The 19,387-nt window shown below is 64.2% G+C and carries 19 protein-coding genes and 1 tRNA gene; 11 read left to right on the forward strand and 9 right to left on the reverse strand.

The annotated features are described in order from the left end of the window. The first annotated feature begins 77 nt into the window (after positions 1-77). Positions 78-467 carry a MerC domain-containing protein gene (locus ACH0BU_RS03145; protein WP_046411695.1) on the forward strand — a complete coding sequence of 130 codons (390 nt, stop codon included), beginning with the start codon at positions 78-80 and terminating at the stop codon, positions 465-467. A gap of 15 nt (positions 468-482) precedes the next feature. Here ACH0BU_RS03145 and ACH0BU_RS03150 read toward each other — a convergent pair whose 3' ends face one another. After that, positions 483-1,319, reverse strand: a complete 837-nt coding sequence (locus ACH0BU_RS03150) for a class I SAM-dependent methyltransferase (protein WP_125944569.1) — start codon at positions 1,317-1,319, stop codon at positions 483-485. 45 nt (positions 1,320-1,364) lie between these two features. On the opposite strand from ACH0BU_RS03150, the gene ACH0BU_RS03155 reads away from it, so the two are divergent. The 4 genes from ACH0BU_RS03155 to ACH0BU_RS03170 are packed head-to-tail and all read left to right on the forward strand — an operon-like array spanning position 1,365 to position 3,646. After that, positions 1,365-2,090, forward strand: a complete 726-nt coding sequence (locus tag ACH0BU_RS03155) for a ComF family protein (protein WP_500263736.1) — start codon at positions 1,365-1,367, stop codon at positions 2,088-2,090. A gap of 31 nt (positions 2,091-2,121) precedes the next feature. Then, a complete protein-coding gene (grxC, locus tag ACH0BU_RS03160) occupies positions 2,122-2,379 on the forward strand; it encodes a glutaredoxin 3 (RefSeq protein WP_046410369.1) in 258 nt (85 codons plus the stop codon). 2 nt (positions 2,380-2,381) lie between these two features. Continuing rightward, the gene (locus ACH0BU_RS03165; protein WP_125944572.1) at positions 2,382-3,206 is read left to right on the forward strand and encodes a carbon-nitrogen hydrolase family protein; all 825 of its coding nucleotides are present in this window, start codon (positions 2,382-2,384) and stop codon (positions 3,204-3,206) included. Further along, the gene (locus ACH0BU_RS03170) at positions 3,203-3,646 is read left to right on the forward strand and encodes a DUF1178 family protein (protein WP_125944573.1); all 444 of its coding nucleotides are present in this window, start codon (positions 3,203-3,205) and stop codon (positions 3,644-3,646) included. The genes ACH0BU_RS03165 and ACH0BU_RS03170 overlap by 4 nt, the downstream gene beginning before the upstream one ends. Before the next feature lie 1,075 nt (positions 3,647-4,721). On the opposite strand, the gene ACH0BU_RS03175 is transcribed toward ACH0BU_RS03170, so the two are convergent. Continuing rightward, on the reverse strand, positions 4,722-5,804 hold the full coding sequence (locus ACH0BU_RS03175) for a hypothetical protein (protein WP_500263737.1): 1,083 nt from the start codon (positions 5,802-5,804) through the stop codon (positions 4,722-4,724). A gap of 670 nt (positions 5,805-6,474) precedes the next feature. Here ACH0BU_RS03175 and ACH0BU_RS03180 point away from each other — a divergent pair. Beyond that, a tRNA-Arg gene (locus ACH0BU_RS03180) sits at positions 6,475-6,551 on the forward strand. Between the two features lie 88 nt (positions 6,552-6,639). Here ACH0BU_RS03180 and ACH0BU_RS03185 read toward each other — a convergent pair. Then, on the reverse strand, positions 6,640-6,921 hold the full coding sequence (locus ACH0BU_RS03185) for an SWIB/MDM2 domain-containing protein (protein WP_046410374.1): 282 nt from the start codon (positions 6,919-6,921) through the stop codon (positions 6,640-6,642). Between the two features lie 217 nt (positions 6,922-7,138). Here ACH0BU_RS03185 and fghA point away from each other — a divergent pair, with 217 nt between their 5' ends. Beyond that, a complete protein-coding gene (fghA, locus tag ACH0BU_RS03190; protein WP_334654439.1) occupies positions 7,139-7,972 on the forward strand; it encodes an S-formylglutathione hydrolase in 834 nt (277 codons plus the stop codon). Positions 7,973-8,075: 103 nt separating this feature from the next. On the opposite strand, the gene ACH0BU_RS03195 is transcribed toward fghA, so the two are convergent. Next, positions 8,076-11,108, reverse strand: coding sequence for a TonB-dependent receptor (locus ACH0BU_RS03195; RefSeq protein ID WP_334654437.1), 3,033 nt, complete (start codon positions 11,106-11,108; stop codon positions 8,076-8,078). Between the two features lie 220 nt (positions 11,109-11,328). Between ACH0BU_RS03195 and folE the strand changes: the two genes are divergently transcribed. The 3 genes from folE to ACH0BU_RS03210 are packed head-to-tail and all read left to right on the forward strand — an operon-like array spanning position 11,329 to position 13,065. Continuing rightward, positions 11,329-11,958: a GTP cyclohydrolase I FolE gene (gene folE, locus ACH0BU_RS03200; protein ID WP_125946652.1), complete on the forward strand. Its 630-nt coding sequence runs from the start codon at positions 11,329-11,331 to the stop codon at positions 11,956-11,958. After that, positions 11,955-12,713, forward strand: coding sequence for an SDR family oxidoreductase (locus tag ACH0BU_RS03205; protein ID WP_500263738.1), 759 nt, complete (start codon positions 11,955-11,957; stop codon positions 12,711-12,713). The genes folE and ACH0BU_RS03205 overlap by 4 nt, the downstream gene beginning before the upstream one ends. Continuing rightward, entirely contained in the window at positions 12,706-13,065 is a 360-nt protein-coding gene (locus tag ACH0BU_RS03210) for a dihydroneopterin aldolase (RefSeq protein ID WP_145118955.1), read from the forward strand. The genes ACH0BU_RS03205 and ACH0BU_RS03210 overlap by 8 nt, the downstream gene beginning before the upstream one ends. Before the next feature lie 12 nt (positions 13,066-13,077). Here the strand turns inward: ACH0BU_RS03210 and ACH0BU_RS03215 are convergent, their stop codons facing one another. Together ACH0BU_RS03215 and leuA are read right to left on the reverse strand one after the other, a co-directional pair. Further along, positions 13,078-14,208, reverse strand: a complete 1,131-nt coding sequence (locus tag ACH0BU_RS03215) for a hypothetical protein (RefSeq protein ID WP_500263739.1) — start codon at positions 14,206-14,208, stop codon at positions 13,078-13,080. Positions 14,209-14,296: 88 nt separating this feature from the next. Continuing rightward, entirely contained in the window at positions 14,297-15,955 is a 1,659-nt protein-coding gene (leuA, locus tag ACH0BU_RS03220) for a 2-isopropylmalate synthase (protein WP_500263740.1), read from the reverse strand. 311 nt (positions 15,956-16,266) lie between these two features. Between leuA and ACH0BU_RS03225 the strand changes: the two genes are divergently transcribed. Continuing rightward, entirely contained in the window at positions 16,267-16,662 is a 396-nt protein-coding gene (locus tag ACH0BU_RS03225; RefSeq protein WP_136451604.1) for a BLUF domain-containing protein, read from the forward strand. Positions 16,663-16,726: 64 nt separating this feature from the next. Here ACH0BU_RS03225 and ACH0BU_RS03230 read toward each other — a convergent pair whose 3' ends face one another. The 3 genes from ACH0BU_RS03230 to ilvC all read right to left on the reverse strand — a co-directional run bounded on the left by ACH0BU_RS03230 (position 16,727) and on the right by ilvC (position 19,324). Then, complete coding sequence (locus ACH0BU_RS03230; RefSeq protein WP_046410388.1) at positions 16,727-17,371, reverse strand: YceI family protein; 645 nt, start codon at positions 17,369-17,371, stop codon at positions 16,727-16,729. Between the two features lie 100 nt (positions 17,372-17,471). After that, complete coding sequence (locus ACH0BU_RS03235; RefSeq protein ID WP_500263741.1) at positions 17,472-18,227, reverse strand: hypothetical protein; 756 nt, start codon at positions 18,225-18,227, stop codon at positions 17,472-17,474. A 77-nt stretch (positions 18,228-18,304) separates the two neighbouring features. After that, positions 18,305-19,324 carry a ketol-acid reductoisomerase gene (ilvC, locus tag ACH0BU_RS03240; protein WP_046410391.1) on the reverse strand — a complete coding sequence of 340 codons (1,020 nt, stop codon included), beginning with the start codon at positions 19,322-19,324 and terminating at the stop codon, positions 18,305-18,307. Between the last annotated feature and the right edge of the window lie 63 nt (positions 19,325-19,387).

Genomic DNA, 19,387 nt, shown 5'->3' on the forward strand with positions numbered 1-19,387 from the left:
ACCAAGTACGCGACCTGGCGTGTTTATTGACGATGTGATGTTGTAACCTGTCCGGCGCGGCGCTACATGTGTCCGCGATGGCAACAATGTCTCATCCCGCCAGCACCGCCCGACTGGATCGCCTGGCGATCATCGTGTCGGGGCTATGCGTCGTTCACTGCATCGCCAGCGCGGTGTTGATCGCGATGCTGTCTGCCGTCGGCGGGATGATGGTGGACCCGATTTTTCACGAGGTCGGATTGATGCTGGCGATCGTGCTGGGTGCCATCGGTCTGGGCCGCGGCGCGTTGCAGCATGGGAACCTATGGCCGATCGGCGTTGGCTCGCTTGGCCTTGGCATCATGGCCGGCGCGTTGTCGCTGCCGCATGACGCCGGGCTGGTCCATACCGGTGAGGCATTCTGGACCATCGTCGGTGTCGCGCTGCTCGCTCTGGGGCACGACTTGAACCGCCGCGCCGACGCCTGAGCGCCAGGGCGGCGCTCAGCCGGGCGGGCGAAGCGTCGCTGCCAGTGATGCCGTTGCGCTCCCCCGCCGTGCCGGCTGCGGCTGATCGGGGGAGGGGGCCCAGCCGGTCAGGAAGATGATCTCGAACCGCTCCGCCGTGCGTCCGTCGGCATCGGCCAGATCGGCAAAGGCGGCCGCGCTGCGCGCCACCGTCGCGGCCCCCAGCGGCTGACGATCGATCAGCAGGTTAGTGCCCGCCATGCCGCGTAGATCGTCGAACAGCCGTCCGACATTGCCGTAGCGCACGCGCAGCGGCTCGGCATCCGCCACCGGCAGGGCGAAGCCGGCGCGCATCAGCAGGTCGCCCGCGGACCGCACGTCGATCTGCGGATGAAAGCGGGCGACTGGTCGCTCGGCTTCTGCGGATCGCATCGCCGAACGAAGCGTCGCCAGCGAGCCAGCACCGAGAAACGCACCAAGGAACAGGCCATCCGGGCGCAGGATTCGCCGGATCAGCGACAGCGCGCCCGGCACGTCGTTGACCTGATCGAGCACGCCGGCCGAGACGACCAGATCGAACGAATGATCGGCAAACGGCAAGCGATCCTCATCGGCCTGCACGCCGCCCGCCTGACGGGCAAAGCCATGGCCGGCGTCCAGCCGGGCGATCCGGGCGCCAGCGGGTGGCTGGAAGCTTCCATCGAAACTGCCGAGATCGAGGACGTCGTGAAAGGACCGCTTCACGCTGGCGAGCCGCTCGTGGATGCCGTCGAGCATGGCGGCGCGGACGAAATCGTGTGCGGCAAAACCCGGGGCGATGCGGTCGCGCCGCGTGCGGCGGGCCTTGCGGTCGAATATCTCAGGAGCCGTCATGGCGCGGCTTGTGCGCCCGGCGGCGGCGCGCGACAAGCGGGGACGATGCTCGCCAAGTTGCTTCAGCCAGTGATTTCGCTGGCGCTGCCCCCACGATGCGCGGGATGCGGCGCGATTGCCGATGACGATCATCGCTTCTGCGCAACATGCTGGGGATCGCTGCGCTTCCTCGGCCCGCCATGGTGCGCGGCCTGTCACGCGCCGCTGAGCTATGAACCGGCGCCCGGCACATGGTGTGCTCCCTGCCTCCAGACCCCGCCGCGGCATGGCGGGATAGACGCCGCGGTCGCGTATGGGGAGGTCGCGCGCGGCGTGGCGCTGCGCCTCAAGTATGGCCGGCGGGCTGCTTTCGCCGAGACGGCGGCGCGATTGATGTCGCGCCACTTGGCTGCGGACGTCGACTTGCTGGTGCCTGTTCCTCTTCACCGCTGGCGGCTTTGGTCGCGCGGATACAATCAGGCCGGCCTGATCGCGACTGCCCTGGCGCGGCTGAGCGGCGTCCGGGTCGATGCGCAGGCGTTGGTCCGCCATCGCGCGACTCAGGCATTGCGTGGCGCCAGTGGTGCCGAGCGGCGGCGCGTCGTGCGGGGGGCGTTCGCGGTACCGCCCGGCGCGCGGGCAAGGCTGGCGGGCAAGCGGATCGTGCTGATCGATGACGTCTATACCAGCGGCGCAACGACCGACGCCTGTATCGCAGCGCTTCGATCCGCCGGTGCGGCGCACGTCGCGGTGCTATGCTGGGCCCGCGTGCTCAGCGATCGCGATGATTGACAATTGCGCAGCGCATCCACACGTCACTCTCATGGCCCGTGTTGAAATCTACACCAAGGCGTGGTGCCCTTATTGTGTCCGCGCGAAGCAGCTTCTTGCCAGCAAGGGCGTCGAGCCGACCGAATATGACATAACTCTCGGCGGCGAGCAGCGCGTCGAGATGATCGATCGCGCCGGAGGCCGGACGACCGTGCCGCAGATCTTCATCGATGGGCGCCACATCGGCGGCTCCGACGATCTTGCCGCGCTTGATCGGGCAGGGAAGCTCGACCCGCTTCTCGCACCCTGACGATGCGCGCCGCCATCCTGCAGATGACGAGCGGGATCGATCCCGCCGCTAATGCCCGTACGCTGACCGACGCGATCGATGAGGCAACCCGAGGCGGGGCGGCAATGCTCTTCACACCCGAGATGTCGGGGCTGATCGATCGCAACCGGGACCGTGCCGCCGGTGTGATTACGGCGGAAGACGATGATCGGGTATTGGGGAGCGTTCGCGACGCAGCGGTCCGCACGGGGCTTTGGGTGCATCTTGGCAGTCTGGCGGTGCGCCGCGAGGACGGGCGGCTGGTGAACCGCGCCTTCGTGATCGACGGCAATGGGACGGTCCGGGCGCGCTATGACAAGCTGCACCTGTTCGACGTGGATCTGCCCACCGGCGAAAGCTGGCGCGAATCGGCGGCCTATGTCGGCGGCGACGCCGCCGTGGTGGTGGCGACGCCGCTCGGTAACCTCGGTCTTTCGATCTGTTACGACGTACGCTTCCCTAGCCTCTATCAACGGCTGAGCGATGCGGGCGCGACGCTGATCGCGGTGCCCGCCGCCTTCACCCGCCCCACGGGCGCGGCGCATTGGCAGGTGCTGCTGCAGGCCCGCGCTATCGAGAACGCTGCCTTCGTCATCGCCGCCGCCCAGACCGGGCGGCATGAGGACGGACGCGAAACCTATGGCCATTCGCTGGCGATCGGCCCGTGGGGGGAGGTGCTGTGCGATATGGGCGAGCAGCCTGGCCTGGCGCTGGTCGATATCGATGCGGAGAAGGTTTCCGAGGTGCGCGGACGTATCCCGGTCACCATGCATCGCCGCGACATTCCGCCGGTCCGGGTGGTGCCATGATCGTTTTCGATTTGCGATGCGGCACAGGGCATGTGTTCGAAGCGTGGTTCAATTCATCGGATGCCTATGCCGAGCAGCGTGAGCGCAAGCTGATCGCCTGTCCGATGTGCGGCGACACTGGAGTGGACAAGGCGGTAATGGCGCCCAATGTCGCGCCCAAGGGAAACAGCCGCTCCGTGGCGGCAGCCCCGGCGAACGTGCCGGACAAGGTGAAGGCCGCGCTCAAGGCACTGGCCGAGGCGCAGCGCCAGGCGCTCGAGGGATCGCGCTGGGTCGGCGACCGCTTCGCCACGGAAGCACGTGCGATGCATGCCGGCGACCAGCCCGACGAGGCGATCTACGGCCAGACCACGCTGGCCGAAGCAAAGGCGCTGGTCGACGAAGGGGTGCCGATCGCCCCGTTGCCGCTGCCGGTCGTGCCACCCGAAAAGGCGAACTGAGCCGCGTCGCTCGCGTTCAATCAGGGCCCGAGGGTAAGTGAAGGGATCGGCAATAGCGCCTAGTTGACCCGCCTCCACGGCGGCCGTAGCAGGGCGGTCATTGCCCCCGCAGGTGCCGGTCCGCCAAGAGGTTGTCTATGACGGGCACACGTGGACAACGCCGAGTGCGCAAGGCAGCTACTTCGGTGGCGCGAATCCCTGCCTCATTGGAACTGGCGGTGGCGCCGCAGGTGGGCCAATTGCGTTCAATCTGAACATCGGCAGAAGTGACGAAGGCTGTCAGCGTCGGTCCGATGCGGCGGCCTGGCATGCCATGGGCTTCGACAATGTCGCGATCGCTCGTATGTGCCAGGACGTGAAGAGCGCGGACGCCTTCTTCGCTGCGACAGGACAGGCCTGCCCCGGCGCCGCGCCCGGTCGCTACAAGATGCCCGACGGGTCTGCCGCACCAAGCGCATCCCTGGTTGCGACCAGCCGCTCGATCCCGAACAATCCGAATGCCGGGCCGATCGACTTGACCAACCCAATTGTTCAGTCCGCCATACGGGCGGAAGCGCAAAGGATGCTGCGAAACACTCCTATGCCCTCGGTAGACCCAAGCGCCTCCCGCGTTCCGACAACAGGCTCAACCAGTAGCGTTTCGAGGTAAGCTCGAGAGAGCTAATGCAGCTCCTATGCACGCTTAGCCCTTCGTCTTCCGGGGACGGCGGCTGCATGATCGGAGCGAAAATCACTTCGCTGGACGTCGGTACTTTCGGGACGCCGGACCGGTTACCATTCATTAGCAGCCGTGGTTGCGCTACCTTAAAGAACGGCCGGTTTAGAGATCGGCAGGGACCGGAGCAAATGACCGTTATTGGGCGCGTTGCAGTCGTCGAGCTCCCACCTACCGGGGTGGCGGTCGCACCCCTGTAGACCCAAGAGCCGCGCTATTCCCCCCGCCTCGCCGCAGGCTTTTTGGGTGGCCTTTGGTGCAATCGGCACTCCTCATGCGCCAGAAGGGGCGACAGGCGCGGTTTGCGCCGTCCGGCGCGCCTACGGATTGATGCGCCCGCGAAGGCTCTGAGGCGGCGCGCTACTGATCGGCTAGCGAGAAGATGTTGTTGTCCATCAGGTTGCGGCAGGTTCCGCTCTCGAATGTGAGATCGAAGTGCTTTCGCCGCTTGCCTTGGTGCAGATCCTGCAGTCTCAACACCCTCTCAACCTCGCCGAACTTTTGAACCATCTTATGCTCGATCGCAGCGGCGTCTTGGTTCGAGATATTGTAGGCAGTTGCAAAGACCCGACGTGCACCAGATCCCTCCCCAGGATCCAACAGGTCCATGTTTTGCGCTAAGAACCCGAAACCCAGAAAGACAAGCGTCTCGGCTTCCCTGACCAAGGTCCGGATCGCGGCGGTCGTGCCTTCATCGGCAGACTCTGTGTAGGTTTTTATTCCTAGCGCTACCTGCTCAAGATCTACCCCGTCGCCTCCTCCGAACGGTACCGTTGAATTTTCGCCATTTCGCTTGAATAAGTCGCCCACCGATCCGTATGCGTGAACTATCGTAGCTCGGCCTATCGCCTGCTGTGCCGAGGCTTGATCTACCGCGAAATACTCCACGACCATCCGGTAAAGGAATAGTTCAAGGCATCGATCGTAGTTGAAGACGATGAAAGAGACGTTGTCGAACAGCTTATCGATATCGTCGGCGCGGTGCCCGGATGTCAGGATTCTGGCAAGGGGAATGTACCAACTCGCGGTCAGTCCCTTACTGTCGATCGCGCCGGCCTGGTCAACGTTGCTCCTGCGAAGATAGCTGTGGCGCTCGGCTTCTAGGATCGCCTGTGTGATGGCGAGCTTGCCGAGCAGCACGGTGTGATCATCGTCCTGCTGCGAATTAAGATAGGTGTCGATAGATCGGGCGTACGGTAGTGCAGTGACGATCTTCTTCGCGGCTTCGCGATATCGCGCCATCGGTGCAGCCCAACCGTGCCCATGATCGCGCGTCATTTGTGCGACCAGCGCTTGGAGGATGGGTTCGTTGCCGAACCCATGGGCGTTCCGGTTCGGCGCTAGAGCTTGCATTATTTTCGTCATTAGCTGGTCGCCGGCCGGTAAATTGAGCTCACAACTCGCGCCGGCCCCGACCACAACGACCGTTCGTTCTTGGAACAACACGCCCCCTTGTTCAGGCGGCCTCAATCGCCGGCAGCCAAGCGTAGAATATGGGACACGGGCGGGAAAGCGGCTACCTCGGTAATGTGGGCTGAAAACTTCTTCTTAGGTTTTGAAAAATCGGGATTTAATAATTACCCGGAAGAGGTAACATTGCGGTTACCCGTCCGGGCGCGGACGGTTATCCCATTGTTTTCGCGAGGGTTTGCTATTTTTAGAGTTACTTGAAAAAGGAGGTAATCAGGTAACCGCTATATTACCCCAGACGTTACCTCAAAAATGGCGGAAAACCGTGGGGGTACCGATGTTACCTCTCTCCCGCGTACACCTAAGAATATTGGGCCAAGCCGTGAATAGTATCGTCGCTTCCGCCCTGCTGAGGCGTAGAACGCCTCAGCGACGCTGGGTCGATCAATCGGCCGAAATCGAGCGCCCGAGCTTCGACCAGCACGCATCAAACGCTGTGCCCTTTTTGTGCCACTTGCCTGGAACTCGACCTCGGGTGCTTGATGATACCGAAGGTGCAGGACACGCCGCGCGTAAAGAGACGGCGCCATCATAGCGGGAACAGAATATGCCCCCGTTGTGCCACCCTAAACCGTGGCTTGTCGCGTGTTTCGGGTGTTCGGGATTGACCAGGAAAAGCCAGAAACCTAGGGAATCCGCCATCGCCCCCGTAGCTCAGCAGGATAGAGCGACGGTTTCCTAAACCGCAGGTCGTGAGTTCGAATCTCGCCGGGGGCACCAATGCCGCGCCGGCTATATCCTCACGTGAGGAACCGAGTGTGGGGGAGAGCGGACGCCGCCCCTATGCGACGCCCGCTCATCCGTTCGATCAGGCCTTTACGTGGGCCGAGATGTACTTGTTCATCTCGAACATCGTGACCTTGTCCTTGCCGAAGACCTTCTGGAGCTTCTCGTCGGCCAGGATCTCGCGCTTGTTCTCGGGATTCTGCAGGTTGTTGGACTTGATATATTCCCACACCTTGCTGATCACCTCGCTGCGCGGCAGCTTGTCGGTGCCGACGATTGCGCCGAGTTCGGGCGAGGGCTGGACAGGCGCATGAATGCCGCCGGTCTTGGGCTTGCCCTCCTCAGTCTTGGTCTTCGTAGCCATTGAATTCCTTCCTGTTGCGCCGGTCAGCCGGCATCTAGCGGAATCACGCCGTTGCGCAGGCGTGACAGCCTTCTTGCGCTGCCCGCGCGCGCTTGTCACGCCCTTGTGTGAAGGCTGTGTGAACATGGCGCCCTAGTGTTAGCTCAATGGGATAGCCCAGCAGTGGCCGTATCGCGGCGGAGCGGCTAGTTCGCGGCGAACAATGACGAGAGGCAAGATGGAAACGATCAGCCAGAACAAGGCCTATGGCGGCGTCCAGGGCGTGTATCGCCACCGCTCCGCGACGACCGGTACGGACATGACATTCTCCGTCTATGTCCCGCCTCATGAGGAAGGCGCGCGGTTACCGGTGCTCTGGTATCTGTCGGGGCTGACGTGCACGCATGCCAATGTCACCGACAAGGGCGAGTATCGCCGGGCCTGCGCCGAACACGGCATCATCTTCGTCGCGCCGGACACCAGCCCGCGGGGCGACAACGTGCCCGATGACGATGCTTGGGACTTCGGTCAGGGGGCCGGTTTCTATGTCGATGCGACGCGGGATCCGTGGTCGGCGAACTTCCGGATGCGCAGTTATGTCGAGGATGAACTGCCGGCGTTGATCGCGCGTGAATTCGCGGTCGCGGACATGTCGCGGCAGGGGATCACGGGCCACTCGATGGGCGGGCACGGCGCGCTCACCATCGCGCTGCGAAATCCCGGCCGCTTCCGCAGCGTCTCCGCCTTTGCGCCGATCGTCTCGCCGCTGAACTGCCCGTGGGGAGAGAAGGCGCTCGGCGGCTATCTGGGCTCCGATCGCGCGGCATGGATGCCGTATGATGCCTGCGCCCTGATTGCCGACGGCGCTCGCCTCGACGCGCTGCTGGTTGATCAGGGCGATGCTGACGCCTTTCTTCGCGAGCAGTTGAAGCCCGAGTTGCTCCAGCAGGCGTGCGAGGCCGCGGGCATCCCGCTGACGCTGAGGATGCAGCGGGGCTACGATCACAGTTACTACTTCATCGCTACCTTCATGGCCGACCATATCGCCTGGGCGGCAGAGCGGCTGCGCTGACGGGGTTTGGTCACAAGGAAGACGGCGGGCCGTCGCCGACCCGCCGTCTGGTGATCTTCATGTGGATGATGAGGGGCCGCGCAGAAGCCGGCCCCTCTTTCGATCAGAAGCGGAAACCCGCACCGATGCCGTAGCGGCGCGGTTCCAGGGTGAAGATGTTGGTGAACAGGCCCGACGACTGATCGGTCAGGTACAGGCCGGTCGTGGCATTGTTGTCGAAGATGTTCTGGATGAAGCCGCGAACATACCAGCGGTCATCCATGCCGTTCAGCTGGATCTGGGCATTTGCCTGTTCATAGCCCTGGATCCGGTTGACCCGGCCGTTGAAGATGTTGCCGTAGCTCTCCCCGGTGTAGGTCAGGTCGAAGCGCGGGACGAGGTTCATGCCGTTCGAGAATTCGAACGTTTTCTGGATGCCGGCGGAGAACTTCGCGATCGGCGCCTGCGGCAGCGAATTGCCCTTGATGCTGACGCCGACGCCGTCGACCACCTGGATCAGATTGCCCGGGTTGAGCGGGCTGGTCGGGCCTGCCAGCGTCTGCAGCGTGTTGCAGAGGCTGAACGCACCGCTGGGCGCGCCAACATTGGCATCGACCGGGTAGGGCGACGGACCCCGCAGGCCGTTGGCGGCGGTGAGACCGGCGGTCGTGTTGATCACATTGTTAGCGGCGGAGACAAAGGCTTCGGCAGCGGCAGCGGTGGGACCGCGCACGACGCAGTTGAACGCGCCGCCGATGTCCTTGATGATCACCGAGTTGCGATCGCCGCCCGACGGATCGCGCTGGTTGATGAACAGCCCTTCCTCCTGGACGCTGGTCTTCAGGTAGCTCGCGCCCAGGTTGATCGCCCAGTCACGCGCCGGCCGGATGATCGCTTCCGCCTCGACGCCCCAGATGTTGGCGTCGATATTGTCGTTGATCGACGAGCGGGCAACGATGCGGCTCAGCTGCAGGTTCTTGTACTGATAGTAGAAGCCGGTGACGTTCAGCGTCAGCTGGCCATTGCCGAAGGTATTCTTCGAGCCGATTTCGAAGGCGTTCACGATTTCCGGTTCGAACGCGTCGGGGATGGTCAGGCCAGGGACCTGAACCGCCGGATTGAAGCCGCCGGACTTATAGCCTCGCGAATAGGAGGCATAGACCAGGTTGTTGGGCGTGAACTGGTAATCCAGCACGGCGCGGCCGGTGAACTCGTCGAACGTGCGATTGCGCCGCTGGAACGGCTGGATCCCGGGGGTAACCGGATCCGCGTCATAGGTGCCGTAATAGGGCGAGTCGAACGCGCTGCCCGTCTGCGTGTACGGCGTCAGGAAGCTCGCGAGCGTGCTGCGCGCCCGGAGCGACTTGTTGTCGTTGTTGTAGCGCAGGCCAAGCGTCAGCTTCAGCTGGTCGGTGAAGTCGAAATAGGTTTCACCAAAGATGCCGTAGGACTTCAGCTTGAACTCGGGCGTCGCGTTCAGGAAGAATGGCGTCGCCGAAAAGGACGGCGGCACGCCAGCGCCGGCTTGCGCGAGACTCTGTAGCGATCCGAGAACGCCGGCGACATAATCAATGGGGAAGGCATTAACGTAATAATCGCCATTGGTAAGCTTGTTCTGGACGTAGATACCGCCCAGCAGGAAGTTGAACATCCCGTCGAAGTCGCTGGAGATGATCGCTTCCGCCGACCATGCCTTCGTCTTCTGCGTCGACCGGTCGAACGCAAGCGGCGTATCGGCGCAGCGCTTGAACCCGCCATAGGAGCCCAGCCCGTTCGCCACCGCTTCGGAGGTGCAGAGGGAGGAGCCGACGCCATTGGGGATCAGCGCATTGGCGATCGGGCGGAAATAAGGCGCGAGCGTTGGGCTGGCAGCAAAAGCAGACAGCGCAGTGAGGCCCGGGATAATGCCCTGCGAGTTGCCGACGCCCAGCGTATAGTCCTGGCTCGAGTCGACGCTGGTCTCATGGTAGAAACCGGTCAATTGCGCGCGGATCGGCCCGAAATTATGCTCGAGGCGACCCTGGATTTGCAATTCGTCGGTGAAGTAGGTCGGGTTGACCGCCGAGGCGACCTTCCGGACGTCGGGTGAGTCGAGGTAGCCGGCATAGGCATCCGGGCCGTACAGGCTGTTCAGGCCGAGCAGCGAGGCGTCGATGCCGGCGGCACGGAACGCGCCGAACGTGATCCCCAGGAACTCACGCGAGCCCAGCGTTCCGGTGAAGCTGGCGTTGGTGTTGCTGCGCTGAAAGTCGAGGCGCCCGTTGAGGCAGCCCAGCGTACCGGTCGGATCGCGCTGGCACTGCTGCTTCTGAATGCGCAGGCGATCATCCTTTTCGCGGAAGTAATAACCCATCAGGTCCAGCGTGGTGTCGACCGAAGGCTCCCAGCGGAACGAACCACGGATCGCGTACATGTCACGCCCGTCGATGCGCGTGTCGTTGTAGAGATTCTCGGTATAGCCGTCGCGCTTCAGGTAGAAGCCGGCGAGGCGAACGGCCGCCGTGTCACCCAGCGGCACGTTGATCATGCCCTTCAGGCGGATCGAATCGTAATTGCCATATTCGGCGTCGCCGCTGGCCGAGAATTTGTCGGTCCGCGGCTTGGCCGTGATGAAGTTGACCACGCCCGACGTCGCGCTGCGGCCGAATAGCGTGCCCTGGGGACCGCGAAGCACCTCGACCCGCTCGAGATCGAAATATTCCGTTTCGAAGATGCGGGTCGCAAACAGCGGCGTGCCGTTGATATGGACGGCCGTCGCCGCATCGCACGAAATGCCGACGCACAGGTCGCCGATGCCGCGGATCGTGAAGCTGGAGCCGGTGAAATTGCCCTTGGAGAAGGTCACGTTGGGCAGGGTCAACTGGAGATCGGAAGCGTTGTCGATCTGCTGCGCCTGCAGCGTCTCGGCCGAGAAGGCGGACACCGCGATCGGCACGTCCTGCAACGTCTGTGCTTGGCGTTGCGCCGTGACGACGATATCCGACCCCCAGCCGGCTTCCTGGGCCGCGGGGGAGAAGCCCGTCGAGCCGGGTGCCTGCTGGGCAGGCGCGGGCTGGGCCGGTGCAGGGTCGGCGGACGTTGTCTGCCCGAAGGCGGTAGAAGGAAGCATCGCAAGCAACGCGACGGCTGAGGCAGAAAGCAGATCGATCTTGCGCATTGACATCCTCTCCTGGATCCGCCGCCGGCTTTTTTGCCGATCTGCGGTGTGCAATTTGCAGGAAGGAAGGTAGCGCCATAACAATTCTTACGTCAAACGGATTTGCGGCCCTTATATGCTTGTCTGATGGCGTTTGTGTCTGAAATGAAGCAGTAGCTGATGTGAACTTTTGCTTCGTTGCAGCATGGCTCACATTGCATTGCACAAGGGTTTGTCTTTGATGAGCGTTAAAGGTTCACCGGAAGATGGTGATATTATTGGCGAAGACGGCAAGATCGCCGTGCCGGAGCATGTCGCAAGTGCAATACGCACGCTGATCGAATGGGCGGGGGACGATCCCTCCCGAGAGGGGCTGGTCGACACGCCGAAGCGCGTCGCACGCGCCTGGCGGGAATATTGCGCCGGCTATGCCGAGGATCCGGCGCATCACCTCTCTCGAATTTTCGAGGAAGTGGGTGGCTATGATGAGATCGTCCTTCTGAAGGATATCCCGTTCCAGTCGCATTGCGAGCATCACATGGCGCCCATCCTCGGCCGCGCGCACATCGCCTACCTGCCGCGCAACCATGTCGTTGGTATCTCGAAGCTTGCGCGGGTCCTTCACGCTTATGCCCGGCGCCTGCAGGTGCAGGAGCGTCTCACTGCTGAAGTTGCCGACTGCATCTGGAACGGCCTGAAGCCTCAAGGCGTCGCGGTCGTCATCGAGGCGAGCCACGCGTGCATGACCGCGCGCGGCGTGCGAACGCCGGGCGTGTCGATGGTGACCAGCCGGATGATGGGCGTGTTCCGCGACGATGAACGCAGTCGCAAGGAGGTGCTGGCGCTGATGGGCATGCAGGGGCGCACGTGAGCCGCACTGTTCTCGTCACGGGCGGAGCACGGCGGCTGGGGGCCGCGATCTGCCGCGCCTGTGCCGATGCGGGGTGGCGCGTCGTCATCCACTATGGCTCGTCCGAGCAGGACGCCGTGAAGCTCGCGGCGGAGATCGATGGCGTCGTGGTGAGTGGTGATCTGGCACGCACGGATAAGATACATGCGCTCTTCGACCGCGCGTTAGCCGCCGCAGGCGGCCCGATCTATGCCCTGGTGAACAGTGCGTCACGGTTCGAGGAGGATCGCGCACGGGCGATCGATCCGCGCCTCGCGGCAGAGCTGTACGCGATCAATTGCACGGCGCCTGCGATGCTGTCAGCGGCGCTGGCGGCGCAGCCGGGCTTGGCAGAAGGTGCGGTGGTCAATTTGCTGGATCAGAAGCTCGCCAATCCCAACCCGGATTTCTTCTCTTACTCGTTGACCAAATATGCGCTCGCGGGTGCGACCGAGATGATGGCGATGGCGCTGGCGCCGCGCATCCGGGTCAATGCGGTGGCGCCGGGACTGACGCTGCCGAGTGGCGACCAGACGGCGGCGGAGTTCGACCAGGTTTCGCGCGAAAATCTGCTGCGGCGACCGGTGGGCGCGGAGCAGGTGGCGGCAGCGGTCGCGTGGTTGCTCGATGCGCCGAACATCACCGGACAGACCGTCTATGTCGACAGCGGCCAGCGCTTCCTGAAGCGTGACCGGGACGTAATGTTTGCGACCCGCGAGGAGGCGCTGCGTGGCTGATTATTCGATCATCCTCGACCGGCTGGATGTCGCCATGCGCCTCGGCATCCACCCGCATGAAATTGAGCCGCAGCGGGTGCGTCTGTCGGTCGAGATGACGGTGCGTTATCCGCATCCGCCGTCCGCCGACGCGATCGACGAAGTGATGGATTATGACTTCGTTCGCACGGGAATTCAGGAGCTTGCAGCTGGACCAGGCTTTGCGTTGCAGGAAACGCTGGTGGAGGCGATCGCCGCCATGTGCCTCGCCGACGCGCGCGTACAGCGGGTGCGGGTGCGGTCGATGAAGCTCGACGTCTACCCGGATGCGCGCGTCGGGTGCGAGGTGGTGCGGGACCGCGTCGGCCGCTAGCCGGAGTCCGATTCAACTGGCGGGTCGCGGCTTTGCGTCGGGGTTGGTGAGGTCGACGATCTCGAAGCCGTTGGTCGCCATGCGTCGGCGCACCAGGCTGCCGATCGGGGTGGTATAGTCCGATCGGCGGGTGAACCGCTCGATCCGGTAGGTGCCTTCTTCCGGCACGCTCGTCGCGGGAATGGGGGAGTAACGGCGGCCTTCCACCTGAGACACAATGGCCGCAGCCCAACGGCTGCCGGGCGAGGCCTGGAGAACTTCGGCCTCGGCGGTGCGGCCGTCGGCCTTCACCCAGAAACCGATGTCGGCCCATTGCACGGCGTCCTGTTCGCTGGCGGTGCGCGGAATGGGATCGATGAACCCCTGCGCGCGTGAGAGGGAATTCGCATCCGAACTGGCGACCAAATTGTACGGTGGTTCCCAGACCAGCAACTGCCGGTCGCCGGGCGCACCGCCGACCTGATCGGCTATGTCGCCCGTCTTGGCGCGATCGGTGTATACCGCCTCGGCGCGCACCCGCATCACGGTCAACAGTTTCCGCACTTCGGGATCAGCCGCCACCGGCAGCGCCTCAAGCGCGCTGATCCGTCGTAGCGCGACCGCCTTCTTGCCCACGCCCATGTCGAGCGCCGCGAGCCGCAAGCCCGCCAGCACGGCAGCGCGATCCTCACCGCGGCGGCGCGCCTCCGCCTCGGCGGCGCGATAGGCGTTCTGCGCGCGGCGATAATCGCGCAGCTTCATCCACATGTCGCCCAGCGTGATCGAGGATAAGACGACGGCATTGTCGTCGGCGGGAAGATGATCCCGCAGCACCCGCACCTGATCGGCCACCGCCGAGCGATAGGTGTCGCGATCACCCTCATGGATCGCGACGGTGGCATAAGCCTCGTACAAGGCGGCGACCGGGCGGGGATCGGACCCCGCCTTGTCCTTGTTGCGGGCAACCGCCGCAGCAAGCAGCCGCTTCGCCTTCAGATATTCGCCGTCGCGAAACTGCGATTCGGCAAGTGCAATGGTCGCGGTCGCGTCACGCAGGGGCGTACAATTGCCCTTGGCACATTCCGCCTGCGCCTCAACCAGTCGTTTCCCCTTGATCACGATATCGGCGGTCGCGGCCTGAACCATCAGCAGCAAGGTGAACATGGCGTCTCTCCTTCGATCCGCAGCATGATCCTTTTGCGTGACTGGTCAAGTCACGCCGTCATCATTGCGGATCGAGGAAAGTTGTTGATCAGGCGCGGTTTGCGGCGCTCAGCACGGCGCGAACACTGGCGGTCGCGACATCGGTATCGATGCCCACGCCCCAGACGATGCGGCCGTCTGCGGTGCGGCATTCAAGATAGGCCGCTGCCTGCGCGCCCGCGCCATGGCCGATCGCGTGCTCGGTATAATCGACCACGTCGAGCGCCGGCCCGGTCGTGTCCGCCAGCGCGGCGATCACGCCCGAGATGAGGCCGTTGCCGCGACCGGAGAGCGAGCGTTCCTCGCCGTCGATCGCAACGCGGCCAACGAAGCGGCGATCGCCGACGCTGCCTGTCTCATCATAATCACGCAGCACGAAGCGGTCCTTGTCGCCCGGCAGGTACGTGCGCTCGAACGCGCCCCAGATGTCGGCGGCGTTCAGTTCGCGGCTCGTCTCGTCGGCCAACGCCTGGACGTGGCGGCTGAAATCGGCCTGCAGCCGCTTGGGCAGCTTTAGCCCCTTGTCCTGTTCGATCACCCAGGCGACGCCGCCCTTGCCCGATTGCGAATTGACGCGGATCACGGCTTCGTAGTTGCGGCCGAGATCTGCCGGGTCGATCGGCAGATAGGGCACTTCCCAGAAATCGTCGTTGCGCGCCTGCTGCGCGGAGAAGCCCTTCTTGATCGCGTCCTGGTGGCTGCCGGAGAAGGCAGTGAAGACGAGGTCGCCGGCATAGGGCGTGCGCGGGTGGACCGGAATGTTGGTGGCATATTCCACCGTCTTCACGATCCCGTCGATGTCGCTGAGATCCAGCTTCGGATCGACGCCCTGGGTGTACATGTTGAGCGCGACCGTCACGAGATCGCAATTGCCGGTACGCTCGCCATTGCCCAGCAGGCAGCCCTCGACGCGGTCCGCGCCGGCCATCAGCCCAAGCTCCGCCGCGGCGACGCCGGTGCCGCGATCGTTATGCGTGTGGAGGCTGATCACCACCGCCTCGCGGTTCGGGATGTGGCGACCGAAATATTCGATCTGGTCGGCATAGACGTTGGGCGTTGCACATTCGACCGTCGCCGGCAGGTTGAGGATGATCGGGCGCTCAGCGGTCGGCTGAAGCACGTCCATCACCGCGGCGCACACCTCGATGCTGAAATCGACCTCGGCGGTGGAGAAGGTTTCCGGGCTATATTCGAAATGCCAGTCGACGTTGGGCTGCTTGGCCGCTTCGTCGCGCAGCACCTTCGCGCCCTCGATCGCGATCGCCTTCACTTCCTCGCGGCTCATGCCGAACACGATGCGGCGCCACGCGGGGCTGACGGCGTTGTAGAGGTGGACGATCGCGGAATGCGCGCCCTCAAGGCTCTGGAAGCTCGTCTCGATCAGGTCGCGGCGCGACTGGGTCAGCACCTGGATCTTCACGTCCTCGGGGATGCAATCCTGCCTGATCAGGCCGGAGATGAAATCGAACTCTGTCGCGCCGGCGGAGGGGAAGCCGACCTCGATCTCCTTCAGGCCGACCTTCACCAGCAGGTCGAAGAAGCGGGTCTTCTTTTCCGCATCCATCGGATCGATCAGCGCCTGGTTGCCGTCGCGAAGGTCGGTCGACAGCCAGCGCGGGGCGCGGGTGATGACATTCGACGGCCAGGTGCGGTCGGGGATGTCGATGGTCGGGAAGGGGCGGTATTTGGTCGATGGATCGCGCAACATGGATCGGCTCTCTTCGCTTGAAGGGGCAGTTTCGGCTCTTCTGGTGCCCTTAGGCGCTTCGCGTGCGGCCCGAGGGCGCACGGCGTGGATCGCGCCTAAGGGCGCGTAAGTCGCAGAAGGAGGCCGAGATCACGGATCATCGCCGTCCGGTTGCCGCATCTTGGCCGGCTTGTCCACCCGCTGATCAATTCGTCATCGACATGTGCGGGCTGCGCCGGGCCGCTGGCAGGACAGAGCGGCGGCGAACTTTGACGCTTTCGTAATGCCTTGATGGATAGAAGGAGGGCTGTCGGGAAAGACAAGGGATCAGTGTGAGACAGCTTCTTTATATCAGTTCGGCCACTCCCGACGCGGCCGTTGATGTGGGCATCATCCTCTCCGCCTCCATGCGCAACAATCGGCGCGACGGTGTGACAGGGCTGTTGTGGACCGACGAACGCCGGTTCCTGCAGGTTTTGGAGGGTGAGAGTGGCGCAGTTCAGGCGGTGTTCGACCGGATCGGCCGCGACCCGCGCCACCGCGGCATCGTGGTGCTGCACGACCGCGCGATCGCGGTGCGTGAATTCGGCAGCTGGGACATGGCGCGGCGCGGGCGGAACGATACTGCTGATGCCTTTGATACGCGGATGCGGCACCATCTGGCCGCCGCCTCACCGACCGTACGCGGTACGTTCGAGGGGCTGATTGCTGCGCGGCGGGCCGCCTGACGGGCGATGAAAAGGCGGCGTCGGCGGGGCGAGCCCCCGCGGCGACGCCGCCCGAAACGCCTGCTTACTTCTGGAAGGCGGCGGTGATCTTCAGCTTCACCTCGTCACCGACCATCGGAATACCATAGCCGATGTTGAACTCGCTGCGGCGCAGCGCGCCGGTCGCGGTGAAGCCGACATTCTCCTTGCCGCCCATCTGCGCCGGCGCCTTGCCCGCACCGTAGAAGCTGGCGTCGAGTACCACCGGGCGGGTCACGCCGTTCAGCGTCAGATTGCCCTCGATCCGTGCCTTCTCGCCATTCGGCGTGACGCGGGTGGAAACGAAGCGCGCGGGGGCGGGTGCCGCGCCGAAGAAGTCGGCCGGCTTGCCCGCCTCACCCGGCTTCAGCATGTGCTTGGTAAGGCCAGCGCTGGCGGTGGTCACTTCGGCGATCGGGATGGTGACATCGACCTTCGACGCCGCCGGGTTCTTCGGATCAAGCGTCAGCGTGCCGGTGATGTTGCCGAACAGGCCGAAATAGGGCGAGAAGCCGAGGTGATCGACCGTCCACTGCACCAGGGTATGGCCCGCATCTGCGGTGTAGGTGCCGCCGGTGACGGCCGAAATGTTCTTCTGGCCCGGGATGGTCGGCGCCGGCGACTGCTGCTGCGCGGCGTACACCGAGCCCGTCAAAAGAGCAGAGAAAATGAATGCATGTGCGATGCGCATGTGAAAACCTCCCGGAAATGACCCAAGCCCTGAAAGCCAGAACGCTCGGGCGCGGAAAAGGTCCGCGTCCGAAACGACCCGTTTCACTTATTTTCGCGCATCACTTATTTTCAACGCCGACCACGATATCGAACTTGATCCGCACCCAGGCGCCGACCATCGGCTTTCCATTGACCCGTGGCGGGCGCACCAGGAACTGCCATGATGCCCGTCGCAGCCCGCGCGCGATGCCGGAGCCCGGCGTTTCGCCCATCTCGCGGCAATCCTCCACGCGATTGCGCCCCACGGTGCGGCAGGCGATGATGCCCCAGCCGCTTTCCTGCCGCGCCGGCATGAAGGGTGAAAGCTCCGCCTTGGTCGGCTCGCGCACCCATTCGGCGGCGTAGAGCGTCTCGCCGTTCGGGCCGCCGCCGGCGACGCCTTCGGATCTGCCGCCCGATGCCGCGCCTTCGCCCGCGCCGCCGCTGCTTGGCGCCGGTGCGCTCTCGATCCGGCCGATGTCGGCGGAGGCGTAATCGGCGCGCGACAGCTTGATCACGCCCGGAAGCTCGATCGGCGGTACCGGAACGGGCGGCGGGGGCGGGGTGACCGGCGGGGTGGGCGTTCGTTGTGGCGTCGCCTTTGGTTGCTGTTGCGTGCGCGGCTGTGCCGCCTGCGGCGCGGGGCCGGGCGAGCTGACGTCGAAGGTGGACAGGATGCTGCCCTCGCCCGGCGGGCGGCCGGGCCAGGCGCCCATGCGGATCAGCACCAGCACCAGCAGCGCCACCAGCAGCAGCGCGAGGCCTGACGATACGAGCCGCGCACGCCAGGTCGGCCGGGCGCGGTACGTCGCATGAGTGGTGGACGCTCCCCGCATCGCCCGCCGCCTAATCGGTTGCGGCGGCGGGAACAATGCAGATGTGGCGGCCGATCAGCGCCGGCCGCCAGTGAGGCTTAGTTCTTTTCCTTGTCGACCAGCTTGTTGGCGCCGATCCATGGCATCATCGCGCGCAGCTCGGCACCGGTCTTCTCGATCGGATGCGCTTCGGCCGCCTTGCGCGCGGCCTTCAGCTCGGGCTGGCCGGCGCGGTTGTCGAGGACGAAGTTCTTTACGAAGCGGCCCGACTGGATGTCGGCGAGGACTCGCTTCATTTCCTTCTTCGTTTCGTCGGTGATGATCCGCGGGCCGGTGGTGATGTCGCCATATTCGGCCGTGTTGCTGATCGAATAGCGCATGTTCGCGATGCCGCCCTCATACAGCAGGTCGACGATCAGCTTGGTTTCGTGGAGGCACTCGAAATAGGCCATCTCGGGGGCGTAGCCCGCCTCGACCAGCGTCTCGAACCCGGCCTGGATCAGGTGAGTGATGCCGCCGCACAGCACGGCCTGCTCACCGAACAGGTCGGTCTCGCACTCTTCCTTGAAGTTCGTCTCGATGATGCCCGAACGGCCGCCGCCGACGCCGCTGGCATAAGCGAGCGCGATGTCATGCGCGTTGCCGCTCGCGTCCTGATGGATCGCGATGAGGCAGGGGACGCCGCCGCCCTTCACATATTCGCTGCGCACCGTGTGGCCCGGGCCCTTTGGCGCGATCATGATGACGTCGATGTCGGCGGGTGCCTCGATCAGGCCGAAGTGGATGTTGAGGCCGTGCGCGAAGGCGAGCGCGCTGCCGGGCTTCATATTGCCCTTCAGGTCATTCTCCCAGATCGCCGCCTGATGCTCGTCCGGCGCCAGGATCATGAGGATGTCGGCCCAGCCGGCGGCTTCCTTGTTCGACAGCACCTTGAAACCGGCGGCCTCGACCTTCTTCGCGGTCGCGGAGCCTTCACGGAGCGCGATCGCCACGTCCTTGACCCCGCTGTCGCGCAGGTTCTGCGCATGGGCATGGCCCTGCGAGCCATAGCCGACGATGGCGATCTTCTTGGAAGAGATCAGGTTCAGGTCAGCGTCGCGATCGTAATAGACACGCATTTATAGATACTCCTTTGCTCGTGCGTCCCGGCGTCAGGTCCGGGGCCCGGCGGGCGGCCGGGC

This window comes from Sphingomonas olei, from assembly GCF_045369765.1.
In the GTDB taxonomy this organism is placed as follows: Bacteria; Pseudomonadota; Alphaproteobacteria; order Sphingomonadales; family Sphingomonadaceae; genus Sphingomonas; species Sphingomonas panaciterrae.

Coding starts and splice junctions, on each gene's coding strand:
- leuA (WP_500263740.1), bottom strand. CDS start 15,955: ATGTTGCGCGATCCATCGACCAAATACCGCCCCTTCCCGACCATCGAC.
- ACH0BU_RS03230 (WP_046410388.1), bottom strand. CDS start 17,371: ATGCGCATCGCACATGCATTCATTTTCTCTGCTCTTTTGACGGGCTCG.
- ACH0BU_RS03195 (WP_334654437.1), bottom strand. CDS start 11,108: ATGCGCAAGATCGATCTGCTTTCTGCCTCAGCCGTCGCGTTGCTTGCG.
- ACH0BU_RS03150 (WP_125944569.1), bottom strand. CDS start 1,319: ATGACGGCTCCTGAGATATTCGACCGCAAGGCCCGCCGCACGCGGCGC.
- fghA (WP_334654439.1), top strand. CDS start 7,139: ATGGAAACGATCAGCCAGAACAAGGCCTATGGCGGCGTCCAGGGCGTG.
- ilvC (WP_046410391.1), bottom strand. CDS start 19,324: ATGCGTGTCTATTACGATCGCGACGCTGACCTGAACCTGATCTCTTCC.
- grxC (WP_046410369.1), top strand. CDS start 2,122: ATGGCCCGTGTTGAAATCTACACCAAGGCGTGGTGCCCTTATTGTGTC.
- ACH0BU_RS03155 (WP_500263736.1), top strand. CDS start 1,365: ATGCTCGCCAAGTTGCTTCAGCCAGTGATTTCGCTGGCGCTGCCCCCA.
- ACH0BU_RS03215 (WP_500263739.1), bottom strand. CDS start 14,208: ATGTTCACCTTGCTGCTGATGGTTCAGGCCGCGACCGCCGATATCGTG.
- ACH0BU_RS03145 (WP_046411695.1), top strand. CDS start 78: ATGGCAACAATGTCTCATCCCGCCAGCACCGCCCGACTGGATCGCCTG.
- folE (WP_125946652.1), top strand. CDS start 11,329: ATGAGCGTTAAAGGTTCACCGGAAGATGGTGATATTATTGGCGAAGAC.
- ACH0BU_RS03185 (WP_046410374.1), bottom strand. CDS start 6,921: ATGGCTACGAAGACCAAGACTGAGGAGGGCAAGCCCAAGACCGGCGGC.
- ACH0BU_RS03170 (WP_125944573.1), top strand. CDS start 3,203: ATGATCGTTTTCGATTTGCGATGCGGCACAGGGCATGTGTTCGAAGCG.
- ACH0BU_RS03235 (WP_500263741.1), bottom strand. CDS start 18,227: ATGCGGGGAGCGTCCACCACTCATGCGACGTACCGCGCCCGGCCGACC.
- ACH0BU_RS03165 (WP_125944572.1), top strand. CDS start 2,382: ATGCGCGCCGCCATCCTGCAGATGACGAGCGGGATCGATCCCGCCGCT.